Genomic DNA, 14,033 nt, shown 5'->3' with positions numbered 1-14,033 from the left:
TCCACACCCGCGGGATCCCCGTCGACTGGACCCCCGCCTACACCAACACCCACCCCCGCCGAATCCCCCTGCCCACCTACGCCTTCCAACACACCGGCTACTGGCCCACGCGCAACCGGACGGCCGCGGATGTGGCGGCCGCCGGGCTGGACCGGTCCGACCATCCGCTGCTGGGAGCCGTCGCAGCGCTGGCCGGAACCGAGTCCTTGGTCTTCACCGGTCGGCTCTCACCGGACACCGTCCCGTGGGCGTCCGCCGCGTACCGCGACGGCTCCCCCCTGCCGAGCGGGGTCCTGCTCGATCTGGCGATCCGCGCGGGCGACCGCGCAGGGTGCGGCCGGGTCGAGGAACTCGCCCTGGCGGAACCGCTGGTGGTGCCCGAGCGCGGGGCGCTGCGGATCCAGGTGTACGTGGGCGATCCGGGCCCGGACGGGGCTCGGCCCTTCTCCGTGCACTCGCAACCGGAGCCTGCCGGGCCGCCGTATCGCTTCGCGGCTCCGTGGACCCGGCACGCGACGGGACGCCTGACCGCCGACGCCGTCTCGGCCACCGGGGAAGGCGGGAGCGCCGGCGATGCCTTCGGCCTGGCTTCCTGGCCTCCTCCTGGCGCTGTCCCTGTCACCCCCCGCGAGGCGGACCGGCCCGCAGAGGTGCACGGAGGCGGCGGCGCGGCGCCGGGCAGACTGTGGCGGCACGGGGACGACGTGTATGCGGAGGTCGCCGCACCGTACGGGGAAGGGGCCGACGACACATCCGCGTTCGGCCTGCACCCCGTCCTCCTCGACCGGGCGCTCCTGGCCGTCCGCACCGCCCTGGGGACGGATCCGCTGGAGACGTGGCCCGCGACCTGGGCGGGCGTCTCGCTCTACGCGGTCGGCGCGTCGACGCTCCGGGTGCGGGCCACGGTGGCGGAAGACGGCGCCAGGTTCTGGCTCGCCGACGCGGCGGGTGAGCCGGTGGCCTCCGTGCGGCGCGTCCGGTTCCAGCGGGCCTCCTGGCCGGCGGAAGCGGCCGGGCCGGTTCTCCCGGCTCCCGAGCCCGTCAGCGGGGCGGCCGGACCGGCCGCCGCCACGGAACCCGCCGCCCGCAGGACGGCGGCGGGCCGCGCACCGGACGATCCGGGTGTCCTGCGGTCCCGGCTGGCGGAGCTGGCGCCGGCCGAACAGCCGCGCGCCCTGCTGGACTTCGTCCGCGGCGAGGCCGCCACGGTGCTGGGCCACCACGACCCTGGCGCCGTGGACGCAGAAAGGGGGTTCGTGGCACTCGGCTTCGAGTCGCTGACCGCCCTCACACTGCGGGACCGGATCGCCGCGGCGACCGGGCTCACGCTGCCGGCCACCCTGGCCTACGACCACCCGACGCCGGCGGCCATGGCCGGGCACCTGGGAACCCTGCTGCTGGCCGGGGAGCGATCCGCTGTGGACGGGCGGCTCGCCGACCTGGAGTCGGCACTCTCCGCAGCCCTGCCGGACGAGGACGAGTACCTGCGGGTGGGTGCCCGGCTGCGCAAGCTCGCGGCGCGGTGGGAGCAGGCCGCGCCGGCGGGGATGCCCGAGACGGATCGGGAGGCGTCCAGCGCGTTGCGGACGGCGGACGCGGAGGAGCTGTTCAGTTATCTGGACGGCGCGTACGGAGACGGGGCCGGCCCGACCGGATGAGCGCGTGGCGACCGGCCGGCAGCCTTCGCCCGGGCAGGGGCGCGGCATGTGCCCGACCTGCCCGTCCTCCGCTGCCGGCCGCCGGGCCCCGACGGAACGTCAGCTGCCACCTCTAAGGGGGGACTAGGGGGGCCCTAGGGGTCAGCGGCACGGGCGCGAAGCCTAGGGTCGAAACGATCCGGGGATACCGCGGTCCGCACCGCCCCAGGGCCCTCCCCGCCGCGGCCACGACTCGGTGCGGGACCGGCCGGAGTGCCCCGCGTGCCCACTGACCGCGAGGTATCCGGCAACAGGCCCCGGCTCCGAAGACGCGACGGCACGCGATCCGACAGGGAGCGGTGTGCTGTCACGGCGTGTACTCATCGAGGGGACTGTGGTGAACAACGAGGCCAAGCTGCTTGCCTACCTCCAGCAGGCGACCGCCGACCTGCGCGACACCCGGATGCGGTTGCGCGACGCCGAGAACCGGGACCGCGAACCGATCGCCATCGTCGGGATGGGCTGCCGCTACCCCGGAGGCGTCAGTACTCCCGATGAACTCTGGCGGCTGGTGTCCGAGGGCCGCGACGCCACATCGGAGTTCCCCACCGACCGGGGCTGGGATCTGGCGGCGCTCTACAGCGCGGACCCGGACCGCCGGGGGACCAGCTACACCCGCCGCGGTGGTTTCCTGCACGACGCCGCCGACTTCGACCCGGCCTTCTTCGGAATCGGCCCGAACGAGGCCATGGCCATGGACGCCCAGCAGCGTCTGATGCTGGAGACGTGCTGGGAGGCGTTCGAGACCGCCGGCATCGACGCCCACTCCCTGCGGGGCAGCAGGACGGGCGTGTTCGCCGGCGTCGTCTACAACGACTACGCCACGCTGGCTCCGCAGGACCCGGGAGAGCTCGAGGGCTACCTCATGAACGGGAGCGCTCCGAGCATCATGACGGGACGGGTGGCCTACACCTTCGGTTTGGAGGGGCCGGCCGTCACCGTGGACACCGCCTGCTCCTCGTCCTTGGTCGCCCTGCACCTCGCGGTCCGCTCACTGCGCGGCGGCGAGTGCTCGCTAGCCCTGGCCGGCGGCGCCACCGTCATGTCCACGCCTGATGTCTTCATCGAGTTCAGCCGTCATCAGGGGCTGTCCCCCGATGGGCGCTGCAAGGCGTTCTCGGCCGGCGCGGACGGCACCGGATGGAGCGAGGGCGTCGGCGTACTGCTGCTGGAGCGGCTCTCCGACGCCCGGCGCAACGGCCACCGGGTACTGGCCCTCGTCCGGGGAACGGCCGTCAACCAGGACGGCGCCAGCAGTGGCCTGACCGCCCCCAACGGCCCGGCCCAGCAGCGGGTGATCCGCGACGCGCTGGATGCCGCGGGACTGACCGCCGACCAGGTGGACGCGGTGGAGGCGCACGGGACGGGGACCCGGCTGGGGGATCCGATCGAGGCCCAGGCGCTGCTGACCGTCTACGGCCGGGACCGCGCCTCGGATCGCCCGCTGCTGCTGGGGTCCCTCAAGTCGAACATCGGCCACACCCAGGCCGCGGCCGGTGTCGGCGGGGTCATCAAGATGGTGCAGGCGATGCGGCACGAGCTGCTTCCCCGCACGCTGCACGCGGCCGAACCCACGACCGCGGTGGACTGGACGGCCGGTGCCGTACGGCTGCTGACCGAACCGGCCCCCTGGCCGCGATCGGCACGCACGCGGCGGGCCGCGGTGTCGGCGTTCGGAGTCAGCGGCACCAACACGCATGTCGTGCTGGAGGAGGCCCCCGACCCGGTGACCGCCGAGGACTCGCTGGAGCCCGAACGGACCGGGAGCGGTCCGCGGACTCCGCTTCCCGTCGTGCTGTCGGGCGCGTCAGAGCCGGCCGTCCGTGAACAGGCCCTCCGCCTGCGCCGGCGGCTCGACGCCGATCCCGGGACACGTCTGGTGGACGTGTCGTACTCGGCTGCCACCTCGCGTGCCTCCCTCACGCACCGGGCTGTGGTGGTGGCCGCGGACCGGGACGAGCTGGCCGCCGGACTCGACCTGGTGTCGGCCGGCGGCAGCGGCCCGGCCGTGGTGCGCGACACCGTGCAGGACGGGGCGACGGCATTCCTCTTCCCCGGCCAGGGTTCGCAATACCCGGGGATGGGGCGGGAGTCGTACGCGGCGTTCCCGGCGTTCGCCGCCGCGCTCGACGGGGTCTGCGAAGCCTTCGCCCCGCATCTGGACAGGCCGCTGCGGGACGTGCTGTTCGCGGCCGAGGGCTCGGCCGGCTCCCTTCTGCTGGACCGCACGGAGTACACCCAGCCCGCACTGTTCGCCGTGGAGACCGCGCTCTTCGGGCTGCTGGAGTCCTGGGGTCTCGCCGCGGACTACCTGAGCGGCCACTCGGTGGGAGAGATCGCGGCCGCGCACGTGGCCGGTGCCTTGTCGCTGGACGAAGCGGCGGCGCTGGTCGCGGCCCGTGGCCGGCTGATGCAGGGTCTTTCCGCGGACGGGGCGATGGCCGCGTTGGGAGCGGCTGAGTCCGAGGTGGCCGAGCTCCTGACCGGTCGCACCGACCGGGTCGCGATCGCGGCGGTCAACGGACCGGCCTCGGTGGTCGTCTCGGGCGACCGCGCGGACGTGCTGGACATCGTGCGGCAGTTGGAGGCCCGGGGGCGGCGTGCGAAGAGGCTGCGGGTCAGCCACGCTTTCCACTCGCCCCACCTGGACGCCGTGGCCAGGGAGTTCCGGCAGGTGGCCACGGGGCTGACGGCCGTGGCGCCGCGGATACCGGTGGTGTCGACCCTCACCGGCCGTCCGCTGTCCGCCGCCGAACTCGCCGACCCCGGGCACTGGGTGCGTCAGGCGAGGGAGGCTGTGCGCTTCCACGACGCCGTGCGGCACCTGGCCGGTCAGGGCGTGCGTCGCTGGGTCGAAGTGGGCCCCGGCGGCGCGCTCACCGCCATGGTGCAGGAAGCACTCGACGACGTCCGAACGCTTCCGGTGGCCGTGGACCTGCTGCGTGACGGGCAGCCCGAGGCGCGGACGGTCGTCACGGCGCTGTCCCGGCTGCACGCGTCCGGCCTCCGTACGGACTGGGCGGCCTTCCACGCGGGATCGGGCGCCCGGTCGGTGGCCCTCCCGACGTATGCCTTCCAGCGCAGCAGGTTCTGGCTGGGCACGGACCGGCCCGCCGGCTCGGGCACGCCCCAGGCCTCCACGTCGGGCGGTACGGCTGCCGCTGAACAGTTCTGGCAGGCCGTGGCGCGCGGGGACGGCGATGCCCTGGCCGGCACGCTGCGGCTCGACGGTCCGCGGGAGCGTGCGTCCCTGGACGCCGTCCTCCCCGCGCTGCTCGCGTGGCACCGCGAGGAGCGGTCCGTCGCGGTGCTGGACCGGCAGCGGTACCGAACGGTGTGGCAGGAGCTCCCGGCAGGCGGCGAAACGGCCGGCGGAACGCTCGGCGGGCTGCCGCAGGGCTGGTGCGTGCTGGTGCCCGCGTCCGGGTCCTCGTGCGGGTCCGGGTCCGCGGAGGAGATCGCGGCTGCTCTCGCCCAGGGTGGGGCACGGCTGGTGCGGGTCCCCGACGACGCCTACGACCCGGCCGGCCTCGGCGCGCTGCTGGCGCAGGACGGGCCCGGCCGACTTCCCCACGCGGTGTTCTCCCTGCTCGGCCTGGACCGGCGTCCGTCCGCCGACCGGTCCTGGCTCTCCCGGGGTTTCGAGGCCACCCATGCCCTGGTCGCCGCTGCGCGGGCCGCCGGCGCACGCCTGTGGCTCGGGACCGTCGGAGCCCTCGCGGCCCGGGACGGCGAAAGCCTCGCCGGTCCCGAACAGGCCGCGCTCTGGGGGCTGGCTGCCGTGCTGGCCACGGAACAGCCCGATCTGTGGGGCGGCATCGTCGACCTGCCGACGGAGGCGGACGCCGGGCTGGTGGGCTCCTTCGGCGCGCTGCTGGACCGGGGAACGGCGGAGGACCGGTTGGCGGTACGGCCGGACGCGATTCTCGTCCGGCGGCTGCTGCCGGACCCGCTGGACACCGCGGGACCGGCGAAGCCGTGGCGGCCGCGCGGGACGGTGCTGGTGACGGGCGGAACCGGGACCGTCGGCAGCCGTGCGGCCCGCTGGCTGGCCGGGCAGGGTGCCGAGCACCTGCTCCTGGTCAGCCGTAGCGGCGAACGCGCCCCCGAGGCAGCCGAATTGGCCCGGGATCTCAGGGCGTCGGGAGCCGAGGTCACCTTCGCGTCCTGCGACGTGACGGACCACGCCGAACTGTCCGGCCTGCTGGACCGCCTGCCCGCACACCACCCGCTGACCGCGGTGGTCCACGCGGCGGGAGCCCGGGCTCCGCGTCGCGAACTGGCGCTTTCGTCGCTCACCGAGTTCGGTGCGGCCGGCCGGGCAGCGGCACTGGGTGCGATGCACCTGGACGGTCTGCTCGCCGAACGGGACCTGGACGCCTTCGTATTGGTCACCCCGGCGTCGGCGCTCTGGGGTGGCCGCGGCCGCGCTGTGGAGGCGGCCACCGGCGCGTTCCTCACCGCCGTCGCGGATATGCGGCGGGCCCGCGGCCTGCGGGCGAGCACCGTGGCCTGGGACACCTGGGCGACCGCCGACGCCGAGGACCGAACCGGCGCCGCGGCGGACGGCGGACACGACCGGCCCGGCCTGCACCGGATCGCCTGGGTGCCCCAGCGGTCGTCGGTGTCGGGTGTGGTGGGTTGTTGTGCGGTGTGGGGTGCGGGTGGCGGGGTGGTGGACGCGTTGCGGGGTGCGGGCGTGTCGGTGCCGGTGGGGGTGGATCTGGCGCGGTCGGCGGTGGTGCCGGATGTGGTGGTGCTGCCCGCTCCGCTGGGTGTGGAGGGCGCAGGGGTTCCGCAGTGTACGCGTGCGGCGCTGGGCGAACTGCTGGGTGTGCTGAAGCGGTGGGTGGAGGAGGAGCGGTTCTCGCGGTCGCGGCTGGTGGTGGCGTTCGAGGGCGGTGCTGCCGGCGGCGGTGAGAGCGCGGTGGTGGCGGCGGCACTGCGGGGGCTGGTCCGCTCCGCGCAGGCCGAGCACCCCGGTCGGGTGACGCTGCTGGACTGGGAACCGGGAGCGGGCGCTGCCCACTGGCAGCAGGCACTGTGGTGTCCGGAGCCTGAGGTGGCGGTGCGTGCGGGTGGGGTGGTGGTGCCGCGTCTGGTGCGGGCGGTCGCCGGTTCGGGGGTGGTGTCGTTCGCCGAGGGCGGGACGGTGCTGGTGACGGGTGGCACCGGCGGCCTCGGAGCGGTGACGGCTCGTCATCTGGTGGAGCGTTATGGGGTGCGGCGGCTGCTGCTGGTGAGCCGGCGCGGCCTGGAGGCCCCGGGTGCGCGGGAGTTGCGGGAAGAGTTGTCCGCGCTGGGCGCGCAGGTGGACGTGGTGGCGTGTGATGTGTCGGATCGCGGGCAGGTGGCGGCGCTGCTGGCGTCGGTTCCGGCCGGGCACCCGCTGACCGGCGTGATCCACACCGCGGGCGTGCTGGACGACGCGACGCTGACCTCGCTGACGCCCGAACGCCTGGACACGGTGCTCGCGCCGAAGGCGGACGCCGCCTGGCACCTGCACGAACTGACCCGGGACCTCCCGCTGTCGGCGTTCGTGCTGTTCTCGTCCGTGGCCGGCACGCTGAACGGCCCTGGACAGGCCAACTACGCCGCGGCGAACGGTTTCCTGGACGCCCTGGCCCGCCACCGGCACACCCTGGGCCTGCCGGCGACGGCACTGGCCTGGGGTCTGTGGGACGCCCCGGCGGGCATGAGCGGGCGGCTGTCGGCGGACGACCTGCGGCACCTGCGGGCCTCAGGGCTGGTCCCGCTGCCCGCGACCGAGAACCTGGCGCTGCTCGACCTCGCGCTGGGCACCGACGACGCCGTACTGTTCCCCGTCGCTCCCGACACCGCGGCACTGCTGGCCATGACACCGGACGATCTCCTTCCGGTGATGTCGGGACTGCTGCCCGCACCGGACCCCGCGGATCACTGTGTTCCCCTGGATCCGGAGACCGCTGTCCGGGCGATCGCCCAGAGCGTGGCGCGGGGCGAGACACAGGTGGTGGTCGGCGACCTCGACGCGGCGACGCTCGCAGCGGCCAGGACCGGTGTCCCGGTTCCTCCGCTGCTCGACCTGGTCCTCGCCGAGCACCGCTCCGGCGCCGGCGACGCCGTCCCCCAGGACAGCGCTTCCTCCGGGCCGTCACTGCGGGAGAGGCTGGCCGCCCTGTCCGGGGCGGAGCAGGAGAGCGAACTGCTGACGCGCATCCGGGGCTGGGCGGCGACCGTACTCGGACACGGTGACGCGGCTGCCGTGGAGCCGGGGCGGGTCTTCCGGGACCTCGGCTTCGACTCGCTCGCCGCCATCGCGTTCCGCAATCTGCTCTCCGCGCAGACCGAGGTGACCTTCCCGGCCTCCATCGTCTTCGACCACGCGACTCCGGCCGCGCTGGCCGCCCATGTGCGGGCCCGGCTGTTCCCGGAGTCCGTCACCGGCGCGGCTGCCGTACTGGCCGAGTTGGACCGGCTGGAGGCACTGGTGGCCGGCCTGCCCCCGCAGGAGCTGACAGACATCCGGGCGGCTTCCCGGCTGTCGGTCCTTGCCTCCCGACTGAGTGCCCCGGCGGCCCAGGAGCCGAACGCCCCGGCCGCACAACGGCTTGACCAGGCCGACGCCGACGCGGTGTTCGCCTTCATCGACACGCAACTCGGCCTGTCCTGAGCCGGAGCCGGACCCCTTGACCAGGAATCTGCGAGACCGCACATGAACAACGAAGCACGGCTGCTGGACTACCTCAAGCGCGTCACCACCGAGTTGAGCGAGACGCGCGACCGGTTGCAGGAGGCCGAGGAGCGTCAGGCCGAGCCGATCGCCGTGGTCGGCATGGCCTGCCGGCTGCCGGGCGGCGTGACCACGCCGGACGAGCTGTGGCGGCTGCTGGACGAGGGCCGGGACGCGGTCTCAGGATTCCCCACCGACCGCGGCTGGGACCTCGACGCACTCTTCGACCCGGACCCGGACCACCCGGGCACCAGCTATGTGCGGGCGGGCGGGTTCATCGACGCCGGAGCTTTCGACCCCGCCTTCTTCGGCATCTCGCCCCGCGAGGCGACCGCCATCGACCCGCAGCAGCGACTGCTGCTGGAGACGTCCTGGGAGGCGTGCGAGCGAGCCGGCATCCGGCCGGAGACGCTGCGCGGCCAGCGGGTCGGGATCTACGTCGGATCGAGCGGCCAGGACTACTGGGACAGCCATGTGACCGACGTGCCGGAGGAGTTCGAGGGCTACCTGGGAATCAGCTCCGCCGCCTCCGTGCTGTCCGGCCGGATCGCGTACACGCTGGGGCTCGAGGGCCCGGCGATCACCGTGGACACCGCCTGCTCCTCGTCGCTGGTCGCGGTGCACCTGGCAAGTCAGGCACTGCGGCTGGAGGAGTGCACGCTGGCCCTGGCCGGCGGCGCGACGGTGATGTCGACCCCCGGCACCTTCATCGGCTTCAGCCGTCAGCGGGGCCTGGCACCCGACGGGCGGTGCAAGTCGTTCTCGGACAGCGCCGACGGCACCGCCTGGTCGGAAGGCGCCGGCATGCTCGTCCTGGAGCGCCTCTCGGACGCCGTGCGCAACGGGCACCCCGTGCTGGCGGTGGTCCGCGGCAGCGCGGTCAACCAGGACGGCGCCAGCAACGGCCTGACCGCGCCCAACGGACCCGCCCAGCAGCGCGTCATGCACGAAGCCCTCACCCGTGCCCGCCTCACGCCGGGTGACATCGACGCGATCGAGGCACACGGCACCGGCACCGTCCTCGGCGACCCCATCGAAGCCCAGGCCCTCATCGACGCCTACACCCCACACCGCCCGCACGACCAACCGCTCTGGCTCGGCACGCTCAAATCCAACCTCGGCCACACCCAGGCCGCCGCCGGCGTCGCGGCCATCATCAAGATGACCCTCGCCCTGCGGCACGGCACCCTCCCCCGCACCCTCAACGTCACCCGGCCCACCACCAAGGTCGACTGGACCACCACACCCCTGCGGCTGCTCACCCGGTCCCAGCCCTGGCCCAGTACCGGCCACCCGCGCCGCGCCGGCATCTCGGCCTTCGGTGTCAGCGGCACGAACGCCCACCTGATCCTGGAGCAGTCCCCCGTTCCGGTGCAGGAGTACCCCCGGCTTCCTGCGAAGGAACAGCCGGCAGTCGTCGAGGAACGGGCTGCGGACGGGCTGCCGGCCGTGGACGACCGGCCGGTGACCGCGGTGCCGTGGCTGCTGTCCGCCCACACCCCGCAAGCCCTCCAGGACCAGGCCCGGCAGCTCCTCACCCACGTCACCGAACGACCCGTCGATCCCCACGACGTCGCCCTCACCCTCGCCACCTCCCGAGCCCGCCTCCCCCATCGCGCCGCCGCCGTCGGCACCACCACGCAGGAACTCACCGAGGCCCTGGCCGCCCTCACCACCGACCCCCGGACCACAACCCCCCACCCCGGCCCGCGCCTGACCTACCTCCTCCCCGGCCAGGGGAGCCAGCGCCCCTCAGCCGGAAAGGACCTCTACCACCACTACCCCGCCTTCGCGGAAGCCTTCGACGAGGCCATCGCCCACCTCCAGCCCCACTACGACACCCCCCTCCACCGGATCCTGCACGCCCATCCCGACTCACCCGACGCCCGTCTCATCCACGACACCCGCTACGCCCAACCCGCGCTCTTCGCCCTCGGCACGGCACTCCACCACCTGCTGCGGACCTTCGGCGTCCGTCCCGACTACCTCATCGGCCACTCCATCGGCGAGATCACCGCCGCACACATCGCCGGAGTCCTCAGCCTCCACGACGCCGCAACCCTCGTCGCCACCCGCGCGATCCTCATGGACACCCTCCCCCGGACCGGCACCATGGCGGCCGTCAACGCCACGGAACAGGACATCACCCCCCACCTGGCGCCCTGGCTGGACCACGTCGCCATCGCCGCCGTCAACGCGCCCGCCGGCCTCGTCCTGTCCGGCGACACCGACGCCATGCGGGAGATCAGCACCCACCTGGCCGACCTCGGTTACAGGACAACCCCCCTGAAGACCAGTCACGCATTCCACTCCCACCACATGGACCCCATTCTCGAACAATTCCGCAGCACCGCGCGTCAGCTCACCTACCACTCCCCCACCATCCCCGTCATCTCCACCCTCACCGGCGAACTCACCGACGCCGACACCCTCCGGAACCCCGACTACTGGACCCGGCAGATACGCCACACCGTCCGCTACCACGACGCCCTGACCACCCTCACCCGCCTCGGCACCACCGCCACCCTGGAACTCGGGCCCGACACCACCCTCACCACCCTCGGCCAGAGCATGCTGCCCCCCACCACCCTCACCACCACGGCCCTCCGTCGCGCCGAACCCGAACACCCCACGCTCGTCACCGCCCTCACCCGACTCCACAACCACGGAATCACCGCCGACTGGACCACCGTCCTCGAACCCACCCACCCGACCGCCACCGCACTCCCCACCTATCCCTTCCAGCACGAGCACTACTGGCTGCCCGCCGCCCGGCGGACCGGAGGTGTCCGGGCGGCCGGACTGCGGCCCAGCGGACACCCCTTGCTCGGGGCGGCCGTCCGCCTCGCCGGCAAGGGCGACACCGTTCTGACCGGCCGGTTGTCCGTGCGGACGCATCCCTGGCTGGCGGACCACCGGGTACAGGGTGCGGTCCTGCTGCCGGGCACGGGCTTCGTCGAACTCGCCCTCGCCGCCTGCGACGAGGCCGGCTGCGGTGCCGTGGACGAGCTCACCCTTGAGGCGCCCCTGGTGCTGCCCGAGCAGGGCGGCGTGCTGATCCAGCTCGCGATCGGGGACAGCGACCAGGACGGACGCCGGACACTCCACGTCCACTCCCGGCCGGACGACGGTCTTCCGGAGACACCGTGGACCCGGCACGCCACCGGCCTGCTCGCCGGAGGCACGGCGCTGCCGCCGTCCCCGCAGAAGCAGGAGGAGAGCTGGCCGCCGCACGGAGCGTCACCGGTGGACGTGCCCGGCCTGTACGCGCGGCTGTCGGAAGCGGGACTTGACTACGGTCCGCGCTTCCGCGGGCTGCGGGCCGCCTGGCGGCGCGGCGCCGAGGTCTTCGCCGAGGTGGCGCTGCCCGAGGACCTGACCGCGGATGCGGAACTGATGGGCCTGCACCCGGCGTTGTCGGACGCCGCCCTCCACGCCCTCGCGGCCGAGGACGCCGACGGCGGCACCCGCGAGCCCGGCCTGCCCTTCGTCTGGTCCGGTGTGCGGCTGTCGGCCACGAGCGCGCGCGAACTGCGGGTCAGGATCTCGGACAACGGATCGGGCGCCATGGCGCTGGTGGCCACCGACCCCGCGGGAGGCCTGGTGGCGAGTGTCGACTCACTGCTGACCCGGCCCCTGCCCGCCGCGCCCGCCGCCGCGGACCGGCCGGGCGCCCCCGCCGCGCTGTACACCCTGCAGTGGACCCCGCTGCCGCTTCCACTCGCCCCGGCTGCCGCGGTTCCGGCCGCACCGGGGTGGGCGGTCGTGGGTGACGACCCGCTGTCCCTGGTGTCCCGGCTCACGCGCGCCGGTGTGCCGGTGCGGTCGTATCCGGGGCTGCGGGCGGTCGCCGACGAACTCCCGGTACCGCCGGTGGTCCTGGTCCCCTTCGCCACGTCCCCCGCCGGACGGACGCTGCCGGCGGCGGTACGCGCCGCGACAGGGCTCGCGCTGGAGACGCTGCACGCCTGGTTGGCGGACGAGCGCTTCACGTCCTCCCGTCTGGTCCTGGTGACCCGCGGCGCGGTGACGGCGCAGGAGCGTGCGGGAGCCGGTCTCGCGGACGCGGCGATCTGGGGCCTGGTCCGCTCGGCCCAGGCCGAACACCCGGACCGGATCACGCTGCTCGACCTCGACGACCGGGAGGGCACCGACGGGGCCGACGCCTCGGCCGCCGTGCTCGCCTCCGCAGTGGCCTGCGGCGAGCCGCAGATGATGGTGCGTGATGGGATCGTCTCCGTACCGCTGCTGGCCAAGGCCGCCGACGCCCCCGTGGCGGCTCCCGGCCCCGGTCCGGAGGGCACGGTACTGGTCACCGGCGGCACCGGCACCCTCGGTGCGCTCCTCGCCCGCCACCTGGTCCGCGAGCACGGCGTTCGTCGCCTTGTCCTGGCGGGTCGCGGCGGTCCGGCCGCCGAAGGCGCCGCGGAACTGGTGGCGGAGCTGGCCGAGGCCGGCGCCGAGGTCGTGGTGGCGGCGTGCGACGTGTCCGTCCGCGGCCAGGTCGCCGAGCTGCTCGCGTCCCTTCCCGCGGACCGGCCGCTGACCGCCGTGGTGCATGTCGCGGGCGTCGTGGACGACGGCGTCATCACCTCGCTGACCCCGGAACGGATCGGCAGTGTGCTGGCGCCGAAAGTGGACGGCGCCTGGCACCTGCACGAACTCACCCGGGACCTGTCGCCCTCGGCCTTCGTGCTGTATTCCAGCGCGGCAGGCGTGCTCGGCAACCCCGGGCAGGGCGGATACGCGGCGGCGAACGCGTTCCTGGACGCGCTCGCCCGCCACCGCGCGGCGCTCGGTCTGCCCGCGACGTCCCTCGCCTGGGGCATGTGGTCGCCCGCCAGCGGGATCAGCGGTCACCTCCTGGAACGCGACCTGGACCGTGTGCGGCGATCGGGCGCCGGGGCGCTCTCCGCCCAGGAGGGCCTGGGGCTGTTCGACCGCTCGCTCGGCCGGCCGGAACCTGTCCTGCTGCCGGCGGTGCTGGACCTGCCCGCGCTGCGGACGCGTACCGGCGCCGAGGTGTCGCATCCGCTGTTGCGGGGTCTGCTCGGTGGCACCGCCGTCCGGCGGCCGCCGGCCGCGGTCCGGCAGCCGGCGCAGTCGTTCCCGGCGCGAACGGCGGGCCTCACCGGGGACGAGCGGCGGCAGGCCGTGCTGGAGCTGGTACGCGCGCACACGGCCACCGCGCTCGGTTTCACCAGGGCCTCGGCGGTGGACACGGAGACCGCGTTCCGGGAGCTGGGGCTCGATTCGCTGTCCGCGGTGGAGCTGCGCAACCGGTTGACCGCCGAGACCGGGCTGCAGCTGCCCGCGACCCTGGTGTTCGACCACCCCACCCCGGCCGCGCTCGCCGAGCGGCTGCTCACCGACCTGTCCGCGAGCGCCGGTACGGACCGCCTGCGGGCCGGGCTGGACCGCCTGGAGGCGGAGCTGGACGCCGCCTCCTCGGTCGAGGACGCCGCGGACATCACGGCCCGCCTCGAACGGCTGGCGGCCCGCTGGCGGGAGCGCCACCAACCAGCGGTACAGGACGCCGCGGTGACCGACCGGCTGCAGGACGCCTCGGCGGACGAGATCGTCCGCTTCATCAACAACGAGTTCGGCATCGCCTGAGATCGGGC

1 protein-coding gene and 2 pseudogenes are annotated in these 14,033 nt (G+C 74.3%); all 3 read left to right on the top strand.

Annotation, left to right across the window (positions count from 1 at the left end; genetic code table 11):
- Positions 1–1,658 (top strand): phosphopantetheine-binding protein (locus tag ACIP9H_RS41300; RefSeq protein WP_401964139.1); only part of this gene is annotated, 1,658 nt, incomplete at its 5' end.
- A gap of 475 nt (positions 1,659–2,133) precedes the next feature.
- Positions 2,134–8,349 (top strand): annotated as a pseudogene (locus ACIP9H_RS41295) (type I polyketide synthase); the annotation flags it as partial.
- A 60-nt stretch (positions 8,350–8,409) separates the two neighbouring features.
- Positions 8,410–14,025: pseudogene (locus ACIP9H_RS41290) on the top strand (SDR family NAD(P)-dependent oxidoreductase); the annotation flags it as partial.
- Positions 14,026–14,033: the final 8 nt, after the last annotated feature.

The organism is Streptomyces sp. NPDC088732, from assembly GCF_044751205.1.
Taxonomy (GTDB): Bacteria; Actinomycetota; Actinomycetes; order Streptomycetales; family Streptomycetaceae; genus Actinacidiphila.
This window is presented reverse-complemented; position numbering and strand designations above follow the sequence as displayed.